Below are 26,621 nucleotides of genomic sequence, written 5' to 3'. Positions count from 1 at the left end.
TATGACACTCAAAACCATACTAGCAGAAGTGGCAAACGATCCACACAAAACAGAGGATCTCACTCCGCGCCAAATTGTAGAACGATTGGATGAACACATCATTGGCCAAACAAAAGCAAAACGAGCTGTAGCAGTGGCCCTTCGTAATCGTTCCAGAAGGCGTAAACTGGAAGAATCATTACGAGAAGAAATTTACCCCAAAAACATCATTATGATTGGGCCTACAGGAGTTGGGAAAACAGAAATTGCTCGTCGTCTGTCCAAGTTATGTGGTGCGCCCTTTTTAAAAGTGGAAGCCACAAAATATACGGAAGTTGGGTATGTCGGTAGGGACGTCGAATCCATGGTTCGAGATTTGGCCATGGGTGCATTAAACCTAGTGAAAGCGGAATTTCGAGACCGTGTGAAAGACAAAGCCGCTGAAAAAGCAGAAGAAATCATTTTAGATGCGATCCTTCCTCCTATCTTTCATAAAAAAGAATCTGAGTTAAACCCTGAAGAAAAAGAACGTTTTGAGAGTTACAAGGAATCCAGAGAAAAGTTTCGCGACAAGGTACGGAAAGGAATTCTTAACGAACAAGAAATCGAAATCGATATTCCTAAACAATCCCCTCAATCAGGGATGCCCATGTTGCAGGTGTTTGGTGCGGGGAATATGGAAGAGATGGACAACCAAATCCAAAACCTTCTTGGGGATTTGATGCCAAAAAAATCTGGTAAACGAAAGGTGAAAGTTTCGGATGCACAGAAAATTTTATTAGAATCAGAAGCAGAAAAACTCATCGATTCGGATAAAATCCAATCAGAAGCAGTACGCCGAGTGGAAGAGATGGGGATTATCTTTCTGGATGAAATTGATAAAATTGCAGGAAGAGAGGGGCGCCAAGGAGCCGACGTTTCGCGAGAAGGGGTACAACGGGACCTTTTACCAATTGTAGAAGGATCAACTGTGAATACAAAACTAGGTCCAATCAAAACAGATCATATTTTGTTCATTGCCGCTGGTGCCTTCCATATGACAAAACCATCTGACCTAATCCCTGAGTTACAAGGAAGGTTTCCGATCCGTGTGGAATTGGAAACACTAACGGAAGGAGATTTTATCAAAATTCTCACAACACCTAAGTCGTCTCTCACCAAACAATACGAGGCGCTTCTTGCCACTGAAGGAGTGAAGATTGAATACACAAAAGATGGAATTGCTGAAATTGCAAAACTTGCCTTCCAAATGAATGAAAAAAACGAAAACATTGGAGCAAGAAGGCTCAATACCATCATGGAAAAATTATTGGAAGACACAAGTTTTGAAGCTCCCGATTTACCAGAGGATAAAAAACATGTGGTCATCAATGAAGAGTATGTATCGAACAAACTTAAAGGAATCATAGAGGACAAAGACCTCAGTCGATTTATTTTGTAACAAGTGTTACCCGTTCGAATCCTCGAACGGAATTCCCTACCAGGATGGCCTCTGCTTTCAGTAAGTCATCTTTGGTTGTGGGTTTTACCTTCACCCAATTTTTTTGGAGAAGTCTTTCTCGAAAGACTCCTGGAAGTCCGCCTGTGTCTAAGGATGGCGTGTACCACTCTCCCTTTTCTTTGAAAAATAGGTTACGGATTGTCGTTTCTAGCACTCTGCCATCCTTGTCAAAAAGGATACAATCATCGATCCCTAATTCTTTACAATCTTCTGTTAGTTGGTTGTAAACACTGCGGTTTGTTGTTTTGTGATATAAAAATACATCATCTGAATTGATGGGTTCTTTTGCAAAACCCAAAGAGATGGTAGGTCGGATGGAACGTTTCGGAAGTGGAGTTGATTCCCATTGGAAGTTACCTTCTTCACTCAGTAAGAAACGTATCCTAAACTTTCCAGGTAATTCTGTTTCCATCCTATGGAAAGTATCTTCTAATTTTGTTTTTGAAAATGAAAATCCAAACCGTTTCGCTGTACTTTCCACTCGATTCCCATGTTCTTCCTTTAAGAAGATTTTTCCATTGGAAAGTTTCAAAGTCTCTAAGATTTGGAAACTGGGTGGTACGGGACTTGTCAGTACCTTTAGTTTGGAGAGGCATTCTTCATATTCTTCATTGGGTGTGGAAAGCACTGTGACCCCACTCCCAATTCCATAAATGGCATTATGAGTTTTGCCAATTGAATCTGTTTCTAACGTACGAATCGTAACACTGGCACGGATCCAGGGAAGATGGTTTGTTTCCTCTGATGTAAAAAAAATACCTGTATAAACTCCTCTGTTCTCAACTTCCAAAGAACGTAAAAGTTCATAGGAATTCCGTTTGGGAGCACCAATCACTGACCCTGATGGAAACAAGGAAGAGAGGACTGTATTCCAAGAAAATGGTTTGTCTAGTTTTGCCGTTACTCTGGATACCATTTGCCAAACAGTACTGAGACCTCGGATTGAAAAAAGTTCTTCCACTGCAACTGTTCCTTGTTTGGCGACTCGTCCCAGATCATTTCGATACAAATCTGTGATCATTACATTTTCGGCTCTTTCCTTTTCGGAAGTTTGTAGGTGTAAAAAATTCTTTTGGTCTTGTTCTTTTGTATTCCCTCTAACGATGGTTCCTTTCATTGGTTCTGTGGTGATCGTTTCACCTTGTACTTCAAAAAAAAGTTCAGGTGAGAGTGAAACAATTGTTTTGTTTTTTCCTTCGTAAGGATAAAATACTGAATATTTTGTTTTTTGTTTTGCTTTGAGGTTTTGGTACAAGGAAAACAAATCACCGTGAATCTGTAGTTCTACGGGAAAACATAAATTCAATTCATAACTTTCCCCAAGTTTCAGATATTCTAATGTTTTTTCCCATTGGTTTGTATATTGGTCTTTTGACCATTTTGGTTTGGGATTTGAAATGGAAACTGACGTATCGACCTTGGGATCAGGATTTTTATACTTTGATCTTTTTTTGTTTTGGAAGATGGTGATATGAAGGAGAGGGGTTCCTTCCATTAAGGGAGAAGATTCTAAATCCAAACCTTCAATGAAGTGATAGCCTAATTCATAATTGAGGATCCCACAAGGGTAATTTCCTTTTTTTCTTTCTATATCCAATCGATCGAATAAGGATTTGATTTGGCCTTTTAGATTTTGGTTTCGATTGAGTTTGAGTTGAATTTCTTCAATAGGACCAAAGTAATGATCGGAAATTGTATATCCAGGTTCTGATACACAATCTTCGAAGAGAAGGCCACCTAAGTTTCGGTAGTTCTCTTCGAATTGTATCCAAGGAATGGATTCGATAGGAATCAAAACTCCATTTTTTGGAGTGCTTCGAGTGGGTAATTCAAATAGACAGTTGTGGTTTTTTTACTCGTTTGGATATCAAAACACTCTAAAGGATCAAGTCCCAAGTTATAAAAACCTTCATCTATCATCGCAATTCCAAAACCGGCACTTTCTTTTTCATCTAAAAAGTCAGGGCGAAAGAATTCGGCACTATTCCCTTGTTTTGCAAGTTCTGCGTGACGTTCTCTACTTTTCCGAATCCTATTTAAATCCATTCCCATAATCGGTGAATCGTTACGAATCCGAATGTAAACGGAAGTAGGACGGATTTCAATTTTCATCGAAATCTTTAGATCATACTTTTTGACCTTTTCTCTAACAATTGTTAAGAATTCTTTTTCGTCTTCGTTAAGATTGTGTTTTTTCGTTCTCTTTTTGTCTGAAAGGGTTAGGATTTTTTGAACCACTTTTTTGATTTTATCGGGCACAATGTAACGTTGCATTGCATCTCGTAGTGGTTCTGTTTCTAAAATGATATCAAGTAACTCTTCTGCTTCTTCTTCAGGAGTTTGGCCTTGGGCTTTCAGTTTGTTTAAGAGTTCATCTTGGAAAATGACAAATCTTGTATTCGCTTTTACCGCATTGAGTAGGGCTTCCATGAGTCCACTAAAGAGGTGAAAAGAGGTGAGAGGGTTTGCACCCACACGGTTTAAAATTCCTTGGACCACTTCGTTTACGATATCACGTGTCGATTTGGTTAGACCTTTTAATTCAAAATGGAAATAATCCTTTTTGATGAGGTGGTCTAAGTTTTCAAGGATTTCTGTGCCTTTGTATTTGATTTTCTCGTTTGCCATTGAGGTTCGCTAAACTTTTATGTATAAAAAACGGGAAAACAAGGTTTTGTAAACCAGTTTTCCGACCGAGTGAGCAGGTTTGTTTGTATATGAAAGAATTCCTTCTGAAAACTCCTGATTTAGGTGACACTGAAAAAATCGAACTCGTCCGTTGGTTATGCAAAGAAGGCCAATCTGTGAAGGAAGGGGACGAAGTGATCGAACTTGTGACTGAGAAAGCTGCATTTCCTGTCGAATCCCCTTATTCTGGTACCTTAAAAAAAATCATCATGGAACAAGGATCGGTGGTGAAAAAAGGAGATATCCTTGGAATCATGGATATTAACGAATGAAAATCCTTCATATATCCGATTTACATTTCCCGAAAAAACTCTCATTGTTTTCACTTCGTGGGAAAGCCATTGTCGGATACCTCAATTACCATGTGAGGAGAAGGTCAAAACACCCGGTAGTTCTAATCGCTGCCATGGTGGACACCATCAAAAGTTTAGAATATGATGCACTCGTAATCTCTGGTGACCTAACAAACGTTTCACATCCAAGTGAATTCCAAAACGCAAAAGACATCCTAAAACCGATTTTAACGGACAAAACGTTCTTAATTCCAGGAAACCATGACCGTTACCAAAAAAGGGCAATGGGCCCAAATCCTTTATTTGAAAAGGCATTTGCAGAATGGATGGGTGAGTCTGTAAACTCCAATCATTACTTACGCACCAAACGAATTGCAGGAAAATTATTTGTTGGATGGGATTCCAATTTAGCCATTCCGAGAATCACAGCAAACGGATATGTTGCCAAAGAAGTGGTCGAAAAAACAGTGAAGCTCACGGAAGAACCGTATGTGCTTGTGGGACACCACCCACTTTGGAATCCCAAAACAGAAGTCGAATCTGCTTCCCACCGAATGTCCAACAGGAAGGAAGTGGTGGATGGATTACAGACCAATCCTCCAGAATTGTACTTACATGGGCATACTCATACCAATTGGGTCAAACTTCCTGGGAAAGAAACTCCCTTCACCATTGTGAACTCAGCATCAAGTACACGGCTTTCGGATTCCAAACATGAATGTGGATTCCATTTGATCGAGCTGGGAAAACAAACCCATTACCGTCGTTTCATCTATTCAGATAATAAATTTACAGAGACAAATCCCATTCTTTACGAAGAGACTGAGGGAGTCGTCTAAAGGACATACCATGGCGAATTCTAAAATTGATTTAACAACCATCCAACGGCAACTCATGCAAGTGAAACACCCGGAACTCAAAAAAGACATTGTGAGTCTCGGAATGGTAGCTGGTGTCACTCCCACTGATGATGGAATCGAAATTCTAATCAAAACTCCTAATGCAGACCGTCGTTTGCAAATTGGACTCGAAGCTCAAACAAGACAGTTGATTTCCAAAATTGAAGGTGCAGGTAAAGTAAAGATTAAGTTTGAAGTCGACCAGAACTTAAAAATGGAAGATGGAAACAGAATCTTCGGGGTGAAAAAAGTCATCGCTGTGGGTTCTGGAAAAGGGGGAGTGGGGAAATCAACTGTCACTGCAAACTTAGCGAGCACCTTAGCACGTAACGGTAAAAAGGTGGGGATTTTGGATGCCGACATCTATGGTCCATCCCTTGGTAAGATGTTTGGAATTAATGGACGAGTTGCATTAAAATCCGAAGAAGATAAAATTTACCCAATTGAAAAACATGGTATCAAACTCATATCCTTTTCCTTCCTCGTCACAGAAGACCAACCAGTGGTTTGGCGTGGACCTATGCTTGGAAAGGCCATTGAACAGTTTTTATACGATGTAGTATGGGGAGAGTTGGATTACCTCTTCATTGATTTACCCCCTGGCACTGGGGATGTACAGTTATCTCTTGCCCAACTCATTGACCTGGATGGAGCTGTCATTGTCACCACTCCACAAGAAGTGGCGGTGTTAGATGCAGGTCGTGCTGCTGCCATGTTCAAACAAGTAAAAGTACCAATCCTTGGGATTGTGGAAAACATGTCTGGGTTTGCTTGTCCAAAATGTGGCCACGTGACCGATGTATTTTCCAAAGGAGGAGGGGAAAAACTTTCCAAACAAGTCGGAGTGCCTGAGCTCGGTGCAGTTCCACTCACACTCGATGTCATGAGTTCGGGCGAAGCCGGGAAACCTGCCTTACTTGACGCAAAAGACTCACCTTTACAACAGGCTTATTTTAAGATTGCAAAGAATTTAGAAGAACAAATTGCCAATTGGGAAGATTAAAAAATCACTTGTGTCTTCCTGCACATTTCTTAGTCTAAAGGATACACTATGAATTTTGAACGCGGTTCCAAACCAAATCCAACCGGGAATTTAATCGCATACTGCCATGTATTCGGAGAGAATCCGATTGCACCAGGTGGGAAAATCATAGCCTCGAATGTGGTGGTGAGTTTCTTAAAAATTGGAGACAACTACCCTGTGGTGACCTTTCCACCAGTGGCACTTCCATCCAAAGAGGAACTCATGAAAATCCTCTCGGACAATATCCATTTGTATGATGTGGTGCAACTTCCAGACTTCCAAATGCCAGAAAACAAAGATTTGGCAAACCAATACATACAAGAACGAATGGAACAATTTAATTCCATGGTGATGCGGTATGTGGAATTCTGTAAGGCAAAAGAAAAGAAAACCCAAACCACAAATCTCAGTGACCAACTCGAGCAGGTAAGTGAACCACTGGAAACCCTCGCCAATTTATCCATCGAGTTTCGCAATACTTCGGGCATTGCCAGAGAAGCAACTAGGCTCAAGATGGAACGAATTGTGGACTACTTTCATACAAACCATCCAACACTCGACATTGATAATTTTAAAAAAGCTTTGTCGGTTCCAGGAAAGGTTGGGGATGAACTCGTTGGCCTTTACATCCAAAAATTCAATGCCATACAAATTGAAAATTATGAAACGGCTTCTGATCTGAGAAAACGCATTTTAGAGATCGAAGAATCTACGGCTACGTAAGCATTAGGTTCCGATTCAGCCGTAAGGATGCAAACCCTTCTTTCCATGAGGGGTTTATTTCTTAGGATTCTCTTCTTAAGCTGATATTTTTCAAAAATCCTTAAGGCATCGGCCGAAAACCATTCCAATTTCCAACCTAAGAGTAACACTGTCATGGCACTTACCTTCCCAGTTTCCCCAGAAAAGAATGTTTCGCTTAAAAAACGAATGGAGACACTTGGCATCCACGAATCGGATTTAAAAGAACAATTTGTAAAAGCGAGTGGAAAAGGGGGGCAAAACGTCAATAAGGTGGCAACTGCCGTTGTATTACTTCATATCCCTTCAGGCAAACAAGTGAAATGTTCGATCTACCGTACCCAAGGACTGAATCGTTATAAAGCAAGGGACTTACTCTGTTTGGAAATGGAGAGAGAATTGGAACCTTCAAAGTCCGAATCCTCTATTCAAAAACTTCGTAAGAAAAAACAAAACAAATACAATAAGGCCCTAAAAAAGAAATTGGAGAAAGAAAAATTAGAAAGGAACGATCCTATCTAAATCGAATCTTCATTTTTTATTTTCTGTTCCATCCTCAGAATCGACGATAAGCCAAGATAGGATAGTTTAAAATTGAAAATTATTCCTATTTTATCTTTTCCATACGAATGTTCTGGAAATTACATTTACATTTTTTTTTTCAGATGGAATTTAGCCGATTGGTTATACTTTTCGATTTTTTGGCTTTTTTTATAACGATTCGATTCCTCCTAGTTTTTTCATTTTTATCCTTACTTTGTTTTCAATTTCCATCGGTTGTTTGTATTTTTTGAGAAGATTTATGGGTCGGGTCGTTGGAACGTCATTCAGTTGATGTGGCGATTCCATGTTTTATTTCAATTGTGATCTTAACTTTCGCCTATACGGATACTATTTTGATGTCCATAAGAAACTTAATATTTGTTTGGTTTTGGTTACAAACCCTGTCATCCAAATCATTGTTTCCTTTTCCAATTGTGTTTTTTTAAACATTACAAACATTTGTTAAACCTTAGGTTTTTGCTTTCGTCAATGAACGAGGATTTTGTGAAAATATATCCCCCTTAATAATCAATTATAGTTTGTTAAACGGTGGTAATGAGATACGATTTGAACGATGATTTTCTATTTCTATCGAAAATTTATACTTGCTGAATGAGAAATTATCATCTAACAATACCAAAAACTAATTCTTTGTATGCGATTATTTTAATGGTATGCAGTTACCTGATGGAGAAACAATGAAAAACCGCTTTTTTCGCTTCTACCCAATAATTTTATTATTCGGGTTTATCCTTTTTGGTTTGTCTCGGCAAACCCACATTTTGGCTGAACCTATACCCTCTAAACTATCTTCTACCAATTATCCAATCATTCGTCAGTTTGGTGATTCGATAACCTTTGGTTACGGATTTGTTCAGTGCTATGGGATTCCAGGCATCTGTATGAACTACGGTAATAATGGTCAAAACTCATGTTCTCCCTGTGCTGTACAACTTTGGGGAGGTGGATACCGCAATTGGATGACAGTGATTGCCTTACAACCTGCTAATCAGTTTGTTTTTGGAACAGTTGGTTATCAATGTGGTGGATCAAATGCAATTCAATGGAGTACGAATTCCATGTCCCATGATGGTTATCCAGGGTTTCGAACAGACCAACTAGTACCAATAGCATCCTTACCGAGTATAGCTGACATCACTTTAGTACATGCAGGAACAAACGATTTTATTCAAGGTAAGTCTGTTGACAGGGCAACAGTTGGCTTGACATACATTATACAAAACTTAATAACACAAAATCCCTCTACAACTATTTACGTGGCACAAATTATACGTTACATGAAACCTGCTTCCACATGCATTTCCTGTAAAGATTATTCCGTTTTGAATCCAATCGTTGAACAATATAACCAATGGATTTCGAACCAATTGACAAAAACAATAATTGGTTTTCCAAATCAAATTGTGATTGTTGATATGTATGATGCACTTACGTCTTCATCAGATTATTCATTTGATGGTGTCCATCCAAGTTCCGCTGGTTATCAGAAAATGGCTTGTTCTTGGGTTCGTGCCATTAAGAAGATGCCTTCTATGCCAGGTAGCCCTTGTTCCGATCTTTCCTTGGGAGAAACGAAAAGTTTATCCACTCCATTAAATTCAGATGTGGAAAAGTCATTACCTCAACCAGAACTAATCCAACAAATCATGCAAGGAAAGTACAAAGGATTGTAATATAATCGATTTCCTTCGATTTGATTTTTATACAAAAAAAGCCTAAGCAGAATCCCACTTAGGCTTTTTAAATGAACAGATTGTTCAGAAGAGAATAGGGAAAATGATTTACATCATACCGCCCATTCCTCCCATACCACCCATTCCTCCCATGCCGCCCATTCCAGCACCAGCAGCATCTTTCGGCTCAGGTTTGTCTGTAATGGTCACCTCAGTGGTGAGGATCATCGCACCAATAGAAGCTGCATTTTGAAGGGCAGAACGAACTACTTTCGCAGGGTCAACTACACCAGCTTTGATGAGGTCTTCCCAAACCATAGTGAGTGCGTTGAATCCTTCGTTTCCTTTTTTCGCACGAGCTTGTTCCACAATCACAGATCCTTCAAGACCTGCATTGGAAGTGATCATACGAATAGGCTCTTCTAATGCGCGTAAGATGATGTTTGCACCAGTTTGTTCGTCGCCAGAAAGTTTTAATGCTTTCACTGCGTCTTGTGCACGTAGTAGTGTGAGTCCACCACCAGGAACAATTCCTTCTTCCACAGCAGCGCGAGTTGCAGAAAGAGCATCTTCTACACGAGCTTTTTTCTCTTTCATTTCTACTTCAGTCGCAGCACCAACGTGGATCACAGCAACACCACCAGCAAGTTTTGCAAGGCGTTCTTGGAGTTTTTCACGATCGTAATCAGAAGTTGTGTCTTCGATTTGTTTTTTGATTTGGTTCACTCGGCCTTGGATGTCTTTAGAAGCACCAGCACCTTCGATGATGGTTGTGTTTTCTTTGTCCACTACCACTTTTTTAGCACGGCCTAACATCTTCACATCTGCGTTTTCAAGTTTCATTCCGAGGTCTTCAGAAATCACTTGTCCACCAGTGAGGATGGCAATGTCTTCAAGCATTGCCTTTCTTCTGTCACCAAACCCTGGAGCTTTTACAGCCACACATTGGATGGTTTTACGAAGTGTGTTGACAACGATTGTTGCAAGAGCTTCGCCTTCCACTTCTTCAGCGATGATGACAAGTGGTCTACCCGCTTGTGCAATTTTTTCAAGCACTGGGAGAAGGTCTTTCATCGAAGCAATTTTTTTGTCGTAGATTAAGATGAATGGATCGTTAAAAGTAGCGATCATTGCTTCTGGATCTGTCACCATGTAAGGAGACACATATCCACGATCAAATTGCATCCCTTCTACGATATCAAGAGTGGTTTCAATTGATTTTGCTTCATCAACAGTGATCACACCTTCTTTACCTACTTTGTCAAATGCTTGCGCAATGAGGTTACCGATTTCTGGATCATTGTTTGCAGAGATTGTTGCAACGTTTGCGTATTCTGCTTTGCTATTGATTTTGATTGCGTGTTTTTTGATTTCTTCTACAGCGGCAAGAACTGCTTTGTCGATCCCGTGTTTAAGAGCCATTGGGTTTGCACCCGCAGTCACGTTTTTCAAACCTTCATTGATGATGGCTTGTGCAAGGATAGTTGCAGTAGTTGTTCCGTCACCCGCAATGTCGTTCGTTTTGGTGGAAACTTCTTTCACCATTTGAGCGCCCATGTTTTCGATTGCATCTTCTAGTTCGATTTCTTTAGCAACCGTTACACCGTCTTTTGTGATGGTAGGAGATCCAAATTTTTTGTCGATGACTACGTTACGGCCTTTTGGTCCGAGAGTCACCTTTACTGCGTTAGCGAGTTTGTTTACTCCGCTAAGAAGTTTTCTACGTGCTGTTTCATCAAATTCTATTGTTTTAGCCATGATTCTTTCCTTTTAGATTTAGTTTGTCACAACACCGAGGATGTCGCTTTCACGGATGATGAGTAATTCCTTTCCGCCTTGTTTGATTTCTGTTCCGGAATACTTTCCGTAAAGAACTGTGTCTCCTACCTTTACTTCTAAAGGAACGAGTTTACCGTCTTCGTAACGGCCTTGTCCCACAGCGATGACTTTGCCTTCTTGTGGTTTTTCTTTGGCAGTGTCTGGTACGATGATGGATCCGATTTTTTCTTCCGACTCATTCTTTGGCTCTACGACTACTCGGTCGCCTAAAGGTTTGATTGATGCCATGAGTGACTCCTTTTATGCAATCTACTGATTAATACTAAGTTTAGCACCTTTCAAAAAAGAGTGCTAAACTCCAGTACCATAGAATGTTTGTAGGAGAAATAGGTCAAGCACTTTCAAGCGAAGAGTGCCAAAAAAGGATTAGAATCCAAATAACCCTGTTTTTTTCCGTTTGGAACCCCGTTTGGGAGTGACCCCAAGCATTCCGAGGAGTCCCCTTGTGACTTCTTTTGCCACTGTCCTTCCGACTTCTCTGGCGAGTGGGTTTTTGGAAAGGGTTTCCACAAAACTTGGGTCTTCCTTTTCCAGTGCCCGTTTGGATTTGGGTTTTTTCGTTCCTGCCTCTTCTTCCGCTGTTTCTGTTTCAGAAGCGATGGTTTCCATTTTTTTCGTGAGCATCTCGTGGGCACTTTCGCGGTCGAGAGAGTTTTCGTATTTTTTGACCATATCGGATTCCCCAATCAAAGTTTCTAGTTCCTTGGAAGATAAAGTCCCCATCCGAGATTTGGGTGGTGAAAGTAGAGTGTGGACAAGGGGAGTGGGGGATCCTTTTGTACTGAGAGCAGTGATAAAGGCTTCACCGATCCCAAGTTCAGTGATCACTTCTTTGGTATCATAAAAGTCCGTTTCAGGATAATTTTCTGCGGCAGTTTTAATCGCTTTGCGATCGTTTGCTGTGAAAGCACGAAGAGCATGTTGTACTTTAAGTCCTAGTTGCCCTAAAATTTCTTTTGGCAAATCGGTTGGAGACTGTGTACAAAAGATAATCCCAACTCCCTTGGAACGGATGAGGCGCACCATAGTTTCGAGTTGTTTCAGTAGATCACTCGAAGCTTCATCAAACACCAAATGTGCTTCATCAATAAATAAAACAAGTTTAGGTTTTTCCAAATCCCCTTCTTCAGGGAAGTTTGCATAAATTTCAGTGAGTAGGGATAACATAAACGTTGAAAAAAGTCGGGGTTTTGTTTGGATGTCTGTTAGGCGGACAATCGAAATTTTTCCTTTTTTTGATTCTGTTTTTAATAGGTCTTCTACATCAAAAGAAGGTTCACCAAAAAAATCTTCTCCACCTTGGCTTTCTAGATCCATTAACTTACGTAAAATGATGGAGACACTTTGAGAAGAAACAGTTCCATATTCTTTTTCTAATTCTTCTTTCCCTTCGTCGTTAATGTATTGTAGTGCTTTCTTAAAATCCTTGAGGTCAAGGATTGGTAATCCCAAATCATCACAGTACTTAAACACTAACGAAACAACACTACTTTGTGTATCGTTTAGTTCTAAAATCCGAGAGAGTAAGATGGGACCAAATTCAGCAACAGTAGCTCGTAATCTCACTCCTGGTTCTTTAGAGATGGATAAAAATTCTACAGGGTAAGCACTAGGTTTCCAATCCACGCCTAATAGTTTTGTACGTTCTTTGATTTTATCATTTTCTTCCCCTTCGGCTCCTAGACCAGAAAGGTCACCTTTGATGTCCATAAGCACCACTGGAACTCCCACATCAGAGAGTGATTCGGTAAGGAGTTGTAAGGTTTTTGTTTTCCCTGTACCCGTCGCACCAGCAATGAGACCATGGCGGTTTAACGTCGAAAGGGGGATTTGTACTTTGGCCTCGGGGAAAGTATCCCCATCAAATTTCCCACAACCAAGGAATAAGGATCCATCACTTGGGTATCCTTCCTCGATTTTTTTTGTAAATGCATCAGATTGTTTGGCCATTCGTTCCCTCGAAAATCCACTAGTTCGACTTGTTTCCCACCGAAGTCAATGTTTTCTAGTACGGAAAAAAGGCACGAGTCCTTGGGGAACTTGGTTCTTTGCCACAAATTTCTCGTAGTAATCCTAATATGATTTGAGTTTTTCCAAAATCTTTTTACTCTTTGGATGTGGAACGGATTCTCACAACCAAACGAGTTTATCTACTTTTCGTAGTTTTTCTTTTATTTCCCTTCGTACAATGTAACCGAGGGATTCCCTCTTTATCCTCGGCCAAAACCATCCAAAATGGGGTTTTGGATCTCACGCAGGAAGATCTAAATTCCCTAGAACCCTTTCCTTTGGCAGGTGAGTGGCATGCGTTTCCTGGGGAAATGCCAGAATCAGAAGCTGAGTTTAAGGCACTCGACCAAAAACCCCCACAAACACTCGCTATCCCTGGGTATTGGGTGAACCAAAACCTTCCTGCGCATGGAGTTGTTACCTATAGGCTCAAATTACAGGTAAAAGAACCTATGAACCTAATGGTATATTTACGCGAAGCTTCTTCTGCGTACAAAATGTACTATCATAATCAGGAACGTGGCCTTGTTTTGTTAGGTTCTGCTGGCAAAGTTGCCAAAACAAAAGAGGAATCGATAGGTTACTATTTGGAAACTGGTCGATCCTTTCGAGCCACACCTTCTACGGTATTGTATTTACAAATCTCGAATTATTTGTACTCTCGTGGTGGTCCTTATTATTCTCCCATCCTAGGAGAAGTGGGGAAAACCATCTTATACCTTCGGTTCAAAGAAAGAAAAAAATCTTTTTTCTTTGGCGCCTTCTTGGTGTTAGCTGTCACACATTTATTTTTGTTCATTCATAGAAGAAAAGATAAATCTCCCTTATGGTTTGCCTTATTGTGTTTTTCTTGGCTCGTTCGAATTTTATTATTTGAAAGGGTTTCCAGGGATTGGTTTGTCGGCAGTGACTTTTTGGAAATGTTACAAATTAGGTTAGAATACCTTGCCTTTTGTGGGATCCAAATTTTCAGTTTACTTTTCTTTTTCCAAATCCAACCACATTTTGTGCCTTCAAAATTTAAACGTATTTTGATGGCTCCCATTTTCATTGAGATTCTCATCATCTTAACCACACCTTACGCGATTTATACAAATTTACTGGTAATCAGCCAAGCATACATGGTTGTGATTTTACTCTTTGCATTTGTTGCTGCCATTCGTTCCACCTTTCACAGAGAATCACGTTACATTGGAGCTTACATCACGTTTGGTACTTTGGTGATTCTTTCTGCAACCATCTATGATTCATTAGTTTTTTTCAAACGATGGGATTTACCGCTCATCACCGACCTTGGATTTGGAATTTTTGCCATGTGCCTTGCGATTGTGATTTCCAAACAAAACGCACATACTTGGGAAACAGCAGAATACCTCACACTTAATTTACGCAAAGAAGTGGAATGGAAAACCCTCGAACTCAAAAAAGAAAAGGACAAGGCAGAAAAAACGGGTGAGTTAAAGGATAAATTTATCTCCATTGTTTCTCACGACATCAGGTCTCCACTTTTTGGAATCTCTTCTGTAGTCAATTTACTCACTGAATCACCACCTTCCCTTTCCCCTGAAAGAGCAAAGCAGGTATTAGGAGAAGCATCAACTGGTCTAAAAAATATCTTGAGTATGGTGGAAGAACTCATCAAATACTCAAGGTTCCAAAATGCGGCCGTTTTCCCCGATTACCAACTGTTTGACTTCCGCCAAATCACAGACCAACTCATCGAACGTGTCCAAGAAATGGCAAAACCCAAAAACATCACTGTCATCACCCATATGGAAGATTCCTCCATAGGGATTGGGGATCCGAACCTCATCGAACATTTGATTTGGAACCTTCTCACCAATGCAGTCAAATTCACAAAAGAATCAGGAACGGTAGAAGTTACCCTTACCGAATCCAATAAACATTGGAGTTTAAAAGTCACAGACACTGGAATTGGAATGCCAAATTACTGGACCGAACATGTGTTAGAAGAAGGATTTCTTTTTGTAAGAAAAGGGACTGCTGACGAAATGGGAGCAGGGGTTGGTCTTGCATTTTGTCGGGAAGTGGCCGATCGCCATGGTGCCCATTTAGTGGTCCAATCCGAAGAAGAGAAAGGCACTTCTGTCGAAATCTTACTTCCTAATTTTGAAAAAATTGTCCTCATTTTGGATGACAATCCAGGTTATAGAAAACAAATCAGAAAGGTTTTAAAAGACCTACCTTGTATCATTTGGGAAGAAGAATACCCTGACCATGCATTGTATTCGGTCTCTCGACTCAAACCTGATCTCATCATTGTGGATTTTTCGATGCCGGAAAAAACAGGAATCGATTTTTTAAGAGATTTGTATTCGAATCCTGAGATGGAAGAAATTAGATCCTTACTTGTGTCAAGTTCCCATACAGATCCAAACACTGGTACTAAATTAGAAACAGAAGTGATTGCACTAGGAGGAGATGCTTTTTTATCCAAAACATCTCCTGATGCAAAATTGGTCGAGATTGTCAAACGACTCCTCGACCTTTGAGAGTTAGATTAACATTTGTTCTTTGGCACGTCCAATGAGTTCGGCAACGGTTTTTGCGTTAAAACGATCCTTGAGGCGTCCCACATGGTATTCCACAGTTCGTTTGGAAAGGCCAATTTCCGTTCCGATTTCTTGGTAGGTTTTTCCATGCCCAAGAAGGGTAAGGATTTGTTTTTCCTTTTTATTGGCTACCTTCCCATCTTGTGGTTTGCGATTGAAACTGAGTTTTAGGTTTTTAGAATAAACTGTTTTCCCCGATGCAATTTCGTTTAGGTTTTTAGTAAGGCTACTCAAATCATCGCTTTTTAAAAGGTATCCATCAACCCCAGCTTCAATAGCCGAGTGGACTATCGGTTGTTCATCGAGCATAGTGAGGGTAACCACTTTTAATTGTGGTAAATCTTTTTTCCAATCCTTCACCATATTGAGAACATTTTCTCCAGGAATGCGAAGGTCGAGTAAGACAAAATCTGGTTTGGTTTCTAAAAGCAGGCCTGCAATTTGCGACGAATGTTCCGCTTCGCCAACCACTTCAAAATCATTTGAAGCATTCACGACATGTTTAACGCCGACCCGGGTCACAGCATGGTCTTCAACGAGTAATACCTTCTTTTTAGGTGTCATAAATTTCCCTTTATCTGGATCTAGGATTCTGTTTTCTTCCTAGCGTTTCCCCCTAGTAGACGAGGAGAACTGGAAATATTAGTACTATTCCGTTTCATTTGTCCAGAAAAAATCATGGGTCTTTCTACTTAATTTTCTCTTGCAAAAACAGGAAGTTTCCCCCATGTTCAGAAAGATCCTAGGAGAATGAATGAATACTAAAGTAGAGAGTCTCAAAAAAATATATCTCTTCCAAAAGTTAAACCAAGATGAACTATTACATATCGCTGAAAAGATTCGGGAAGTCCACCTACCTCCTAGAAATGTTTTGTACGACATGGGCGAAGATGCTGAATCTATGTACATTGTGAAGTATGGAACTTTACAAATCTCCACTTCTACAAGCCATGGGGACGATGTGAACCTCATCACTCTCGGAGAAGGGGATCACTTTGGGGAATTACCATTTTTTGATGATGAAAAACGGTCTGCCAAAGTCGAAGCCAAAGAAAATTCCGAACTCTACGAACTTCGTTACGCTGATTTACATGATATGTTTTCCAAAAATAAGGAAATGGAACTTAAATTTTACAAAGAAGTCACCCATTACTACATCCGAAGGCTGCGAAAACTAACGCACGATTTGGCGTACGCAAGGGAACTGCGAAAACGATTTGCGTAAAACCTTGTCTTAGAGACAAAATGATACTAAATTAGTATTTTTTATTGCGCACATTCGAAAAAACCTTTTCCATTCCTCAGTTTCTTCCTATTACAGCTAAGGAATGGGTTTTGCAAACCGATACTATTATCGTAGGCAGGGAGAAGGAATGCATGGTGGACCCCGAAATCCTAACCGAGAAGATCGTAACACAAAATAAGACTTTCTTGGTGGATTTGAAGAAAAACCAGGCTGGATTTTACCTGAAAGTATCGGAATGGTCGAATAGCAAAAAATCCTCGATCTTTCTTCCGGCGGAAGGAATCGATCGAATGATCGAAATCTTGCATCAATTTAAAAGCCGGATAGCCGATAATGAGAATACGAAAGACCCGGAGTTAGGAGCCTTTTAGGAGTGAGTTTCATGGGGAAATTAGGAATGACCAAACTGTTGTTAGGCCTCTTCCTTTCAATAGGAATGTTGTACGCACAGGCAGATACTGGCGGACAAAATACAGCTAACACTGCAAATGATGAGGATAGCCCTCTTAGAAAAATCGTTTTAGATGATTTCGAAGAGGCTGAGGATTGGAGAGTCAAAGCAACCACTCCACTCGGAGAAACAAGAACTTTGAAACTCGTTCAACGCGGGCTCATCAAAGATGTATTCGATGAAAAAACCGTTCCAGAAGATGGCGGTGACAAACTCGAAAAAAACCATATTTTAGGAGTCAAAACTCATTTTGCTGCTAAAGGGTTGGATCGTGTGGAACTTTACCCTCCGCATGAATACATCATCAAAGGGAAAGTAAGACAAATTTCTGTATGGGTTCTTGGAAGAAAATACAGACACACCTTATTTGCTAAATTCAGAGATTATAAAGACGTAACACATAATATCCGTTTGGGTCGATTGGATTTTTTTGGATGGAGAAAGTTGACAGCAACTGTTCCTGGTTTCATCCCACAAAGTTCTAGATTTGCTCTTTTAGATAAAAACCTTCATTTTGTTTCACTTTTTGTGACATCCGATGTTCACGAAGTAGCAGGGGACTTTTACTTTTATGTAGATGACTTGCAAGTGAGAACAGACAGATCCGAAGCAAAATACCCTGGATCTGAAATTAAGGACAATTGGTAAGCGGGGAGACGGGAACAATGAAACACAAAAATACCAAAATCCTAACTTTAGTAGCGCTAACCTCGGTTGCACTTATCGGTTTTGCGCAAGCGCAATACAAAGTATCCAATGGAGTGGCAACACCAGTTGGAAATGATATTGGAGCTTTAGAACTAAAAGCAATTACCATTGAATCTTGGGACAATCCAGTTGCTTCCGCACCTTACGGTTGGGAAGTTTTCACCGATAAAGACGGTGTGAACAAAGATGGATCGGGAGACATGAAGTACGATGAAAACAATAAGTATTCACCCGTACTCAATGACTCTGTGAAGTCTCCTCTCGTTATGAGAGAAGTGAAATTGGTGCCAGGAAAACCTGGTGACGTAAAAAACGTAGATGCTGGGAATGCAAAGGTATTGGCAGTGAAATTCCAATTTACCTTTCCAGGAAACAACATCGTGACCGTTCGTCCGCCTCGTGCACCTGAATACGAAATCACAAGAGCTCGTCCTTATATTGACGCAGACAACAAAAAGAAATTGGAAAAGGTGTATGGAATTGAAGCACCTGGTAACGTAAAAGCCATTTCTGTTTGGGTTCTTGGTCGTGGAAATGAATACGATTTGGAAGGTTGGTTAGAAGATTATAACGGCAATAGCCATATTTTCCCTTTCGGATCTCTTGACTTTGTTGGATGGAGACCACTCCATATCATCATCCCTCCAGGGATCCCGCAGGAAGCAAATGCTTTCCCTGCAACGAGAAACTTGATCTTCAAACAGTTCAAAATTCGTTCCAGACACAATACTGGACCTGAAACTGTTTACCTTTTCTTTGATGAACTACGTGTCCTTGCGGATACATTCGAAGTTCACTTTGATGGAGCAAACCTTGACTTTGATGAAGAGGATTGTAAAAACAAAGTGAAGTTGGAGCAAATGCTCCAAAAATCGGGAGCGATCTCCACTGGCGCAAAAGTGCGTGATTGTGGGGGAAGTAACGGTTCTTCCCAAAACAAATAGATCCCTTTTCACTCCAAGGGAATCTACTTGGACCAGGAAAACCCAGCCAATCGGCTGGGTTTTTTGGCTTTACAGAATCGAACGGACCTGGAAAATGAACCCTAGGACTGTTCTTTTCGCGGATTCATCGCTAAATTTACCGTAACAACTTTATAGGAACTATGAACACCCTTTATTGGAAATACGAAGAGGGAGATTCTTTTCATGCCTGAGACTATTACCGAAGACAAATCAAACAAAATTGCCGAGAACGACAAACTAACACCTCTATTTAATGAGGAAATTTATGTTCGTGCTGATGCAGGAACGGTGCCCGTTTCTAAATTCAAAATCTTTGACGATGTCATTGATGCATATAAGGCAGAAAATCGTTTAGCGGAAGCTAAACAAAAAATCGAAGACCATTTCAAAGAACACCCTGAATCAATCTCCGCCAAATACATGTTAATGATCATCTCTTTCATGGAAGATTCCATGGGTGATGCGAATTTGGTGAAGAACATTTTGGATTCTTTTAAAGCACATGCAAAATGGACCATCATTGAATACATTACTGATTCTATTTTACGTTTTGGAGACCATAGACTTGCTCTCCGTGTGAAAGCAGAAGCACTCGATAAACTTAAAAAAAATAAAGAACTCAAAGTTGTTTTAGAAAAATTAGCAAAACAAGACCGTAAAAACCCAGAGATCGCAAAGAAGTATGGATTCTCCATTATGGAAGAAGACAAACCAAAAGCGATGTCTTATCTCAAACTTGCGGTTGAGATGTATGCAAAAAACAAAGAATACGTTCCGATGGAAGAAATTTGGCCTACCATCGTTCAAAACAACTATGAAGACGTAGCTTTTTTTGACAAAATTGAAAGGATCCTCCTTGGCCAAAGAGAAAAAACTCGGTTAGTTGGTCTCCTTTACCCAATCGTTGAACCTTTTAAGGCAATGGAAGATTGGGATCATGTCATTTACTTCTTAAAGAAAATTTTAGAACACGAACCTGCTTCGCAAAAAGCAAGAAACGAACTCATTCGTTCTTATAAACAAAAATATGCGGCGCACTCGTTACTTGAAGATTTCCTAAAGATGAGTGAACTTGGTAACAACCGTAAGCCTGTTAAACTTTGTATTACAAATTTCGAACGTAACATCGTATTTGATACCGGTAACTATGTAATGCATAGAAACTGGGGTGTAGGTAAAATTACATCCATCTCTCAAACGGGAGATTCTATCTTTGTTGATTTTGAAGAAAAGAAAGACCACAAACTTTCGATCCAAATGGCGATCACTTCTCTCAAACCTTTGAAAAAAGATCATATTTGGGTACAACACTACGAAGATAAAAAAGGCATCACTGCCATGTTCCAAGAGAACTTGGCTGAATTCCTCAAACAACTCCTCACTTCTTACGAAAACCGAATGCTCATTTCTGATATGAAGAATGAACTCATTGGAACTTTTTTGAAAGCAGATGAGTGGTCAAAATGGTGGGCAAAAGTCAAAACCGTTCTCAAAAAAGAAGCCAACATCGGAATGAATCCTAAGAAAAAGGATGAAGTGGTTTACCATGAAAAACCGATCACTCACTCCGAAACACTCACACAAAAATTCCAAGCTACCAATGATGTGAATAAAAAATTGGAAATCGCAATGGAAGCAGTGCGTGATTCTGATGAAGCAGCCGAAGCTGGTGAATTTTTTATCTCCCATTATGTGGAAGAAGAATCAGCAAGAGATATCATTCGAAAAATTTCTGCTTACCTTTATTTGGAAGAGGCAGGAAAGGCTTGGCCTACGGAAGAATTTTCACATAGAATCCGTGAACCAGAATTAAAAACCCTCATCCAAACTTTGACAAAAGAAGATGCTCTGAAAATTTCTAAGTCCTTAGAAAATACAGATATCAAAAAAGGGTTTAAAGATCTCATCCGAGCTCACCATCCAGAAGCAATCAATATCCTCATTGGATTACTTTTCGAAGTTCCAGTGAAGGTAAACAGATCTGTATTCCAAAACTTAGTTGCTGATGAAAAGTATGCAGAACTCAATTTGTTTGTAGAAACTGTATCTAACAAATCAAAAGAAAACCCAGAAGTTTTCCTTTGGGTAGCAAAATCGATTTTATCTCATACTTGGAAATTTGATTGGTTAAAGGTAAGTGAAGAAGACTTAGTTCTTCGTGTATTCCGTATCTTAAAACCTCTTGCCAAAATTGAGGACAAGGGAACGAAACTCAAAAACCAAGCGATGGACATTTTGTTCGGAAAAGACAATAGCCTTCTTCGTGACATCTTAACCAATGCTGATGATGAGTATGTTCGTAAACTTTTTGCTCTATTCAAAGAAGTTCCTTATGTGACTGATTTAGAAAAAGACCAGTTGTATGCACTCATTAACGAACTCAAACCAAACATTGTATGGGATGAGTATGATTCAGAAGAAGATGCAGATGACGATCCATTGGCAAACCTTCCACACGATGTGGTTCTTGTAACAAGACGCGCATTTAATGCGAAAAAACTTGAATTTGAACACCTTGTGAATGTTGAGATGGCTGAAAACTCTCGTGATATCGGAGAGGCCCAAGAAAAAGGGGACTTACGTGAGAACGCAGAATACAAAGCAGCGATGGAAAAACAAGTACAACTCCAAGCAGCGATCAAACGTTTGGAAGCAGAACTGAAAAGTGCTCGTATCTTAGATTTAAGTGATGTAAAAACAGAAAAAGTAGGAATTGGAACCACAGTTCGTTTGAAAAACAAACAAACTGGTGAGGTTGTCACTTACTCCATCTTAGGTGCATGGGATGCGGATACTGAAAAGAATATCATCTCTTACCAATCACCACTTGCGAAGTCTTTACTTGGTAAAAATACAGGCAATGAAGCGACTCTAGTTTTCGGTGCAACAGAAACGGTTTACGAAGTATTGGATATCGCTCGTTACTCAATGACTGGACAGGAAGCCTGAAGGTCTTCCCTCCAACCATTTGTAGAAATTAAATCCAAAAACGGCTCGGAATTGTTTCCAGCAAAATCAGAGGCCTTAACTTCCAAAAGAAGATAAGGCCTTTCTTTTTGTAAACTCTTAGGAATGAGAACGCGAATCGCACCCCTGTCGGGATCATATTCATACGGAAAACTTTGCCCATCTACCAGTAGTTCTACATTCGTTTTAAACCCACTTCCCACATCCGATAATCCATAGTATTTTTCTTCTAAACAGTGGTTTCGTACTTCTGGGAGTTCAATGTACCTTGCAATTGAGGTCATAGGAAAAACGTTAGGTGGTGTTTCGTCTGATAAAACCATAAGAAATCCAACTTTGGTTAATTTGAAACTAAAACCATTGGGTTTTCGTTTTGGTTGTATACCTTGGAATTTGCCAATAGAAGAATCAAAAAAATATAAAGAATCTTTGATAGAAGGGGTAAAGCCTAAATTCATCTCTCCCTGGCCTTCCCCTTTCCAACTCATTCGTTTGGTTTCAACTTGGTAAATTTTACCTTTTAAAGGAAGTCCCTTTGGGATTTTAAATGGAATTTCTTTTTCTAATAGCTCTGTGATGAGTAAACTACCATCACCTGAAATCTCTGCTTTGGTTAGATCAATGGAGATAACTCCATCCAATGATTTGTATTTGTTTCCTGTTTTTTTGCTAATAGGTTTTACGCTGAGATCCAATGTTTGCTCTTCATGGATAATATCAAAAAATACAGAAGACACATTTCCTGTGGCATCCCTTAATGAAGCCTGGACTTGGACCTTATCTTTTTTCGGAAATGAACTGAGATCGATCGAAAAACCTTCCTCTTTAAAGAGTTTTGGTTGTTCATACATATGATAAAAATAAACAGGTGGAGACAACGAAGATCGATTGATATCGTAAAATTGGTGTTTTTGTGATTTATCTTCAAAGGATAAAAAGTCAAAGTTTCTTGAGAAAACGGATTTCCCGTTCACAAAAAGATCCATTCCATAAACATTGTTTTTGTTTCTAGATCGAATTTTGTCATAACCACTTAAACGGATTCGTATCTTTCCTGTTAGTTGGATAGGAGAGAATTTATCTCCTTGTTCTGTATACAATTCAAATTTTCCCTTCCCAATTTCTTTAGCAGTGAGAAGTAGTGGTTTTTCCAATCCGTCTCCTTCTAAAAACATAGATACGATGGTTGGGGGAGTGACATCCTTTTGGTGGATTTCAGCAAAGTATAGCGGATTGATATTTCCTTTTTCAGATCTAAATTCTAAATGAAGGTGAGGAGGGCCAGATCCAGTTTCCCCAGTTTTTCCAATCGCATTGCCTTTTTTGGTAACAAACATTCCAGGAGGAAGTTTGAGTTGGAATCCTGTCGGGTCTCCCATAAGGAGTAGGGCTCTTCTTAAGAGTTCTAATTCATACAAGGTTCCACCAAAGGAGTGTAAGTGGGCATACTTTGATTTGATTTTGTATTTAGGATTGTATAAATTTAATGAAAGTCCATAACCTGTTTTGGAATAACTGATTTCTTCCACATAACCGTCAAAAGTGGCTAAGATATTGTGGCCGTTTAAGCCATACGATTTAAAGTCTGAACCTAAATGTAGATTATGGTTTCTGATTTCAGCAAAAGTTCCAGAAACGGGAGAATAATATGGTAACGGAAATCCAACTTCTGAATGAGGGATTTCTGGAATTTTTGATTCAGCAAATAAGGTGGGTACCAAAAAAACTAAGGATAGTCCAAAAGTAAAAATCTCTCTAGGCCGCATGGGAAAAGTAGAAACCAACCGCATACTTTGTCATGCCTTTCCTTGAAGAAAAGGAAATTCTCTTCGGTTTCGATTCCCTTGACAAACTAGACTTGAGACCTAGTATGACAGGGAACAAATTCCCATGAAACAAGGTGTCATCATTTTACTCTTTCTTACCGTCTCTGGTTGTTCTTTTCTATTTAAGGAACCAGGTAGACCACCAAAAATCGATGGAGTTCCCGTTCCCGATTCCAAAAGACTTTTATACATTCAAAATGTAAGAAACAACACCTATTCACCTGGGATGCACACCCGTCTGACGCAAATGATCATGGAAGAGATTGATCGGAGAGGAAGGTTCATCACAACTCGCGAAAAAACTCTCGCGAAATACCGCTTGTATGCGGAAATTGTCCACTACCAAAAAGTGGGGGATCTCATGGATTTGGCTGACCAACACATCACTTCTGAATTATTTGTGGTCACTCGAGTGGAAATCATTGAAGCCGAAACGGGAGTCAAAATTCCTATGGAACGAAGTGAAATTCCTGGAAGAGTGCATTTTTCGACCCAAATTGGGTATCGAGAATCAGAACTAGAAGCACAAAATCGACTGTTACGTGTGATGGCCCTTCGAATTGCGGAAGAAGCAGAAAGGGCTTGGTATTATTCTCTCTCTGGTGTATTGAATTAATTTAATTATTTAGGAGATTTAACCCTTGCAAAACGATCCTATTACCAATGAAGACACAAAAAAAGAGATGCTCGCCTTTGAAGAATATCTCAAAGAAAAAGGTTTAAAAATTACAAACCAACGTTTGTTAGTTGCGCAAAAGATTTTTTCTTCTCATAACCACTTTACGGCGGAAGGTTTGCTAGACGAACTGAAAGACAATAAAGACCGCATTTCAAAGGCTACCATCTACCGAATCCTTGCGATTATGGTAGAAGCCGGGCTTCTCGAAGAACATGACTTCGGTAAGGATTATAAATATTACGAACACATCATTGGTCACGAACACCATGACCATATCATTTGTATGCAATGTGGTAGGATTGTTGAGTTTATCGACGAAAGGATTGAAGAATTACAAAACAAAGCTGCTTCTGAAAATGGGTTTACCATCACGGGGCATAGTTTGAATATTTTCGGGAATTGTTTGAACTTTGCAAATTGCGAACATAAGAACAAAAAGTAGTGACTTCGATATTTAAAGAAGGAGTCTACGATCCTGGATCGTACGCAAGGACTGGTACATTAACTCTAGGTGGGATTCAAATCCCAACACCTATTTTTATGCCAGTGGGTACTCGGGGAAGCATCAAGTCACTTACATCCGAAGACATCAATGAACTGGGATACGAGCTCATCCTTGCCAATACTTACCATCTGTATTTAAAACCAGGGAAAGAAGTTTTGGACCATTTTGCTGGTCTCAAAAATTTCATGTCTTACAAAAAAGCATTACTCACTGACTCCGGTGGGTTTCAAGTTTTTAGCCTTGCGAGTCTTTTTAAATTTGAAGACGACGGTGTTCGTTTCCAATCCCATATTGACGGGAGTTATCATAAATTCACACCTGCTTCTGTCATTGATGTGCAGCGGTCCATTGGTTCCGATATCATGATGGTTCTCGATGACTGTGCTCCTTATGGTAGTGATACCAAACGATTGGAACTTGCCCTGGAAAGGACACATCGGTGGGCCAAGGAATCGTATCAGTATTGGATGGAAAATCCAAACGGGCAAAATGTATTCCCGATTGTCCAAGGTGGTGTGAACGAATCCTTGCGGCTGAAGAGTTTAGAAACCCTTCAAAACATAGCTTTCCCTGGGATTGCCATTGGGGGACTCAGTGTTGGGGAACCACGGCCGGAATACATTCGTATATTGGAATGTATGGCTTCCTATTTGGACAAACAAAGGCCACATTACCTGATGGGTGTTGGAACTGTTGTGGACATCCTAGAAGGAGTCAAAAATGGGATCGATATGTTTGATTGTGTTTTGCCAACACGAAACGCGAGAAATGGGCAAGTATTTACATCGAGAGGCAAAATCAACCTACGAAATGAATCCCATCGATTGAGTGAATTGCCCATTGATCCCGAATGTGAATGTAAGGTATGTAAAACATATAGTCTTGGTTACATTCGCCATTTACATAAAGTAAAGGAATTAACCGCGTTTTCCTTATCCACCTACCATAATTTATTTTTTATGCAAAGCTTCATGGAAAAGATGCGAAAGTCCATAGAAACAGGCAATTTTCGGCCATTTTATGACCATTGGAAAAATTTGTTTGGTAGCTAAAATTATTAGGTTGACGTACCTATTTTTTTTGAATGCAATTGTACCGTCATTTCTACATTGATTGTAGCTTCATTGAGGAGTCTCTAGACACACATGGAAATCACCAGAAGGGAAAAAGATAAAATCGTAGTACTCGATATTAACGGGGAAATCGACCTTTATAACGCGCCTGAGATCAAGGATGTAATTGCCAAATTGATCGAAGAACAAAAGTATTGCATCGTCATCAATCTCGAGAAGGTATCTTATATCGACTCTTCCGGAATTGGAGCTTTAATTTCAAGTTTGTCCAACCTGAAAAAATACCAAGGTGGATTAAAGATCATCAACGTGGCAGGTTCTGTCCGTAAGGTATTTGAACTCACAAAGTTGACTTCATTTTTTGAAATTTTCGATAGCGAAGACGAAGCAGTCACAGCTTTCAAATAAAAGAGGAAG

24 protein-coding genes are annotated in these 26,621 nt (G+C 39.8%); 17 read left to right on the top strand and 7 right to left on the bottom strand.

Going from position 1 to position 26,621, the window contains the following annotated elements; all coding sequences use genetic code 11:
- Nucleotide 1 precedes the first annotated feature (1 nt).
- On the top strand, nucleotides 2–1,420 hold the full coding sequence (gene hslU / locus DI076_RS04545) for an ATP-dependent protease ATPase subunit HslU (RefSeq protein WP_108958804.1): 1,419 nt from the start codon (nucleotides 2–4) through the stop codon (nucleotides 1,418–1,420).
- Here the strand turns inward: hslU and DI076_RS04540 are convergent.
- Both DI076_RS04540 and DI076_RS04535 read right to left on the bottom strand, forming a co-directional pair.
- Nucleotides 1,410–3,275, bottom strand: coding sequence for a bifunctional chorismate-binding protein/class IV aminotransferase (locus DI076_RS04540; RefSeq protein WP_108958803.1), 1,866 nt, complete (start codon nucleotides 3,273–3,275; stop codon nucleotides 1,410–1,412). The two genes, hslU and DI076_RS04540, sit on opposite strands and share 11 nt — an antisense overlap.
- Entirely contained in the window at nucleotides 3,272–4,108 is an 837-nt protein-coding gene (locus DI076_RS04535) for a hypothetical protein (RefSeq protein ID WP_108958802.1), read from the bottom strand. The genes DI076_RS04540 and DI076_RS04535 overlap by 4 nt, the downstream gene beginning before the upstream one ends.
- Nucleotides 4,109–4,197: 89 nt before the next feature.
- Here DI076_RS04535 and DI076_RS04530 point away from each other — a divergent pair, with 89 nt between their 5' ends.
- The 6 genes from DI076_RS04530 to DI076_RS04500 all read left to right on the top strand — a co-directional run bounded on the left by DI076_RS04530 (nucleotide 4,198) and on the right by DI076_RS04500 (nucleotide 9,362).
- Entirely contained in the window at nucleotides 4,198–4,440 is a 243-nt protein-coding gene (locus tag DI076_RS04530) for a biotin/lipoyl-containing protein (RefSeq protein WP_108958801.1), read from the top strand.
- On the top strand, nucleotides 4,437–5,300 hold the full coding sequence (locus DI076_RS04525) for a metallophosphoesterase family protein (protein ID WP_108958800.1): 864 nt from the start codon (nucleotides 4,437–4,439) through the stop codon (nucleotides 5,298–5,300). The genes DI076_RS04530 and DI076_RS04525 overlap by 4 nt, the downstream gene beginning before the upstream one ends.
- A 10-nt stretch (nucleotides 5,301–5,310) precedes the next feature.
- Nucleotides 5,311–6,363 (top strand): Mrp/NBP35 family ATP-binding protein, encoded by a 1,053-nt coding sequence (locus DI076_RS04520; RefSeq protein ID WP_108958799.1) that lies wholly within the window; start codon nucleotides 5,311–5,313, stop codon nucleotides 6,361–6,363.
- 48 nt (nucleotides 6,364–6,411) lie between these two features.
- Nucleotides 6,412–7,107 (top strand): hypothetical protein, encoded by a 696-nt coding sequence (locus DI076_RS04515; RefSeq protein WP_108958798.1) that lies wholly within the window; start codon nucleotides 6,412–6,414, stop codon nucleotides 7,105–7,107.
- Between the two features lie 153 nt (nucleotides 7,108–7,260).
- Nucleotides 7,261–7,647, top strand: coding sequence for a peptide chain release factor family protein (locus DI076_RS04510; RefSeq protein WP_108958797.1), 387 nt, complete (start codon nucleotides 7,261–7,263; stop codon nucleotides 7,645–7,647).
- A gap of 803 nt (nucleotides 7,648–8,450) precedes the next feature.
- On the top strand, nucleotides 8,451–9,362 hold the full coding sequence (locus DI076_RS04500) for a GDSL-type esterase/lipase family protein (protein WP_245918271.1): 912 nt from the start codon (nucleotides 8,451–8,453) through the stop codon (nucleotides 9,360–9,362).
- A 108-nt stretch (nucleotides 9,363–9,470) separates the two neighbouring features.
- Here DI076_RS04500 and groL read toward each other — a convergent pair whose 3' ends face one another.
- The 3 genes from groL to DI076_RS04485 form a co-directional block, all read right to left on the bottom strand.
- Nucleotides 9,471–11,120: a chaperonin GroEL gene (groL, locus tag DI076_RS04495; protein WP_108958796.1), complete on the bottom strand. Its 1,650-nt coding sequence runs from the start codon at nucleotides 11,118–11,120 to the stop codon at nucleotides 9,471–9,473.
- Between the two features lie 18 nt (nucleotides 11,121–11,138).
- The gene (gene groES / locus DI076_RS04490) at nucleotides 11,139–11,429 is read right to left on the bottom strand and encodes a co-chaperone GroES (protein WP_015678658.1); all 291 of its coding nucleotides are present in this window, start codon (nucleotides 11,427–11,429) and stop codon (nucleotides 11,139–11,141) included.
- A gap of 138 nt (nucleotides 11,430–11,567) precedes the next feature.
- Complete coding sequence (locus DI076_RS04485) at nucleotides 11,568–13,151, bottom strand: helicase HerA-like domain-containing protein (protein WP_108958795.1); 1,584 nt, start codon at nucleotides 13,149–13,151, stop codon at nucleotides 11,568–11,570.
- 176 nt (nucleotides 13,152–13,327) lie between these two features.
- Here DI076_RS04485 and DI076_RS04480 point away from each other — a divergent pair, with 176 nt between their 5' ends.
- Entirely contained in the window at nucleotides 13,328–15,724 is a 2,397-nt protein-coding gene (locus tag DI076_RS04480) for a hybrid sensor histidine kinase/response regulator (RefSeq protein WP_439957268.1), read from the top strand.
- Nucleotides 15,725–15,727: 3 nt separating this feature from the next.
- Here the strand turns inward: DI076_RS04480 and DI076_RS04475 are convergent, their stop codons facing one another.
- Nucleotides 15,728–16,348 (bottom strand): response regulator transcription factor, encoded by a 621-nt coding sequence (locus DI076_RS04475; protein WP_108958793.1) that lies wholly within the window; start codon nucleotides 16,346–16,348, stop codon nucleotides 15,728–15,730.
- Nucleotides 16,349–16,538: 190 nt separating this feature from the next.
- On the opposite strand from DI076_RS04475, the gene DI076_RS04470 reads away from it, so the two are divergent.
- From DI076_RS04470 to greA, 5 genes are all read left to right on the top strand, one after another.
- On the top strand, nucleotides 16,539–17,009 hold the full coding sequence (locus tag DI076_RS04470) for a cyclic nucleotide-binding domain-containing protein (RefSeq protein WP_100744621.1): 471 nt from the start codon (nucleotides 16,539–16,541) through the stop codon (nucleotides 17,007–17,009).
- A 155-nt stretch (nucleotides 17,010–17,164) separates the two neighbouring features.
- A complete protein-coding gene (locus DI076_RS04465) occupies nucleotides 17,165–17,401 on the top strand; it encodes a PurA ssDNA and RNA-binding domain protein (RefSeq protein WP_015678642.1) in 237 nt (78 codons plus the stop codon).
- A gap of 11 nt (nucleotides 17,402–17,412) precedes the next feature.
- Nucleotides 17,413–18,129: a flagellar filament outer layer protein FlaA2 gene (gene flaA2 / locus DI076_RS04460; protein ID WP_100744622.1), complete on the top strand. Its 717-nt coding sequence runs from the start codon at nucleotides 17,413–17,415 to the stop codon at nucleotides 18,127–18,129.
- A gap of 17 nt (nucleotides 18,130–18,146) precedes the next feature.
- Entirely contained in the window at nucleotides 18,147–19,133 is a 987-nt protein-coding gene (gene flaA1 / locus DI076_RS04455) for a flagellar filament outer layer protein FlaA1 (protein ID WP_108958792.1), read from the top strand.
- Nucleotides 19,134–19,337: 204 nt separating this feature from the next.
- Complete coding sequence (greA, locus tag DI076_RS04450; protein ID WP_108958791.1) at nucleotides 19,338–22,103, top strand: transcription elongation factor GreA; 2,766 nt, start codon at nucleotides 19,338–19,340, stop codon at nucleotides 22,101–22,103.
- Here the strand turns inward: greA and DI076_RS04445 are convergent.
- Nucleotides 22,076–23,887, bottom strand: coding sequence for a M23 family metallopeptidase (locus tag DI076_RS04445; RefSeq protein WP_108958935.1), 1,812 nt, complete (start codon nucleotides 23,885–23,887; stop codon nucleotides 22,076–22,078). The genes greA and DI076_RS04445 overlap by 28 nt on opposite strands.
- 124 nt (nucleotides 23,888–24,011) lie before the next feature.
- Here DI076_RS04445 and DI076_RS04440 point away from each other — a divergent pair, with 124 nt between their 5' ends.
- The 4 genes from DI076_RS04440 to DI076_RS04425 all read left to right on the top strand — a co-directional run bounded on the left by DI076_RS04440 (nucleotide 24,012) and on the right by DI076_RS04425 (nucleotide 26,612).
- Nucleotides 24,012–24,563, top strand: a complete 552-nt coding sequence (locus DI076_RS04440) for an LPS assembly lipoprotein LptE (RefSeq protein ID WP_108958790.1) — start codon at nucleotides 24,012–24,014, stop codon at nucleotides 24,561–24,563.
- Nucleotides 24,564–24,630: 67 nt separating this feature from the next.
- The gene (locus DI076_RS04435) at nucleotides 24,631–25,068 is read left to right on the top strand and encodes a Fur family transcriptional regulator (RefSeq protein ID WP_238761753.1); all 438 of its coding nucleotides are present in this window, start codon (nucleotides 24,631–24,633) and stop codon (nucleotides 25,066–25,068) included.
- A complete protein-coding gene (tgt, locus tag DI076_RS04430; RefSeq protein ID WP_108958788.1) occupies nucleotides 25,068–26,183 on the top strand; it encodes a tRNA guanosine(34) transglycosylase Tgt in 1,116 nt (371 codons plus the stop codon). Before DI076_RS04435 ends, tgt begins: the two co-directional genes overlap by 1 nt.
- A gap of 93 nt (nucleotides 26,184–26,276) precedes the next feature.
- Nucleotides 26,277–26,612: an STAS domain-containing protein gene (locus DI076_RS04425; protein WP_002975418.1), complete on the top strand. Its 336-nt coding sequence runs from the start codon at nucleotides 26,277–26,279 to the stop codon at nucleotides 26,610–26,612.
- The last annotated feature ends 9 nt before the right edge of the window (nucleotides 26,613–26,621 follow it).

The organism is Leptospira ellinghausenii (genome assembly GCF_003114815.1).
GTDB lineage: Bacteria > Spirochaetota > Leptospiria > Leptospirales > Leptospiraceae > Leptospira_A > Leptospira_A ellinghausenii.
This window is presented reverse-complemented; position numbering and strand designations above follow the sequence as displayed.

Bases quoted from the DNA above. Each gene is read 5' to 3' on its own strand.
- DI076_RS04435 (WP_238761753.1), top strand. From the start codon at position 24,631: ATGCTCGCCTTTGAAGAATATCTCAAAGAAAAAGGTTTAAAAATTACA.
- DI076_RS04440 (WP_108958790.1), top strand. From the start codon at position 24,012: ATGAAACAAGGTGTCATCATTTTACTCTTTCTTACCGTCTCTGGTTGT.
- DI076_RS04530 (WP_108958801.1), top strand. From the start codon at position 4,198: ATGAAAGAATTCCTTCTGAAAACTCCTGATTTAGGTGACACTGAAAAA.
- groL (WP_108958796.1), bottom strand. From the start codon at position 11,120: ATGGCTAAAACAATAGAATTTGATGAAACAGCACGTAGAAAACTTCTT.
- DI076_RS04525 (WP_108958800.1), top strand. From the start codon at position 4,437: ATGAAAATCCTTCATATATCCGATTTACATTTCCCGAAAAAACTCTCA.
- DI076_RS04475 (WP_108958793.1), bottom strand. From the start codon at position 16,348: ATGACACCTAAAAAGAAGGTATTACTCGTTGAAGACCATGCTGTGACC.
- groES (WP_015678658.1), bottom strand. From the start codon at position 11,429: ATGGCATCAATCAAACCTTTAGGCGACCGAGTAGTCGTAGAGCCAAAG.
- DI076_RS04445 (WP_108958935.1), bottom strand. From the start codon at position 23,887: ATGCGGCCTAGAGAGATTTTTACTTTTGGACTATCCTTAGTTTTTTTG.
- hslU (WP_108958804.1), top strand. From the start codon at position 2: ATGACACTCAAAACCATACTAGCAGAAGTGGCAAACGATCCACACAAA.
- DI076_RS04425 (WP_002975418.1), top strand. From the start codon at position 26,277: ATGGAAATCACCAGAAGGGAAAAAGATAAAATCGTAGTACTCGATATT.
- DI076_RS04510 (WP_108958797.1), top strand. From the start codon at position 7,261: ATGGCACTTACCTTCCCAGTTTCCCCAGAAAAGAATGTTTCGCTTAAA.
- flaA2 (WP_100744622.1), top strand. From the start codon at position 17,413: ATGGGGAAATTAGGAATGACCAAACTGTTGTTAGGCCTCTTCCTTTCA.
- DI076_RS04535 (WP_108958802.1), bottom strand. From the start codon at position 4,108: ATGGCAAACGAGAAAATCAAATACAAAGGCACAGAAATCCTTGAAAAC.
- DI076_RS04485 (WP_108958795.1), bottom strand. From the start codon at position 13,151: ATGGCCAAACAATCTGATGCATTTACAAAAAAAATCGAGGAAGGATAC.
- DI076_RS04470 (WP_100744621.1), top strand. From the start codon at position 16,539: ATGAATACTAAAGTAGAGAGTCTCAAAAAAATATATCTCTTCCAAAAG.
- greA (WP_108958791.1), top strand. From the start codon at position 19,338: ATGCCTGAGACTATTACCGAAGACAAATCAAACAAAATTGCCGAGAAC.
- DI076_RS04520 (WP_108958799.1), top strand. From the start codon at position 5,311: ATGGCGAATTCTAAAATTGATTTAACAACCATCCAACGGCAACTCATG.
- DI076_RS04515 (WP_108958798.1), top strand. From the start codon at position 6,412: ATGAATTTTGAACGCGGTTCCAAACCAAATCCAACCGGGAATTTAATC.
- flaA1 (WP_108958792.1), top strand. From the start codon at position 18,147: ATGAAACACAAAAATACCAAAATCCTAACTTTAGTAGCGCTAACCTCG.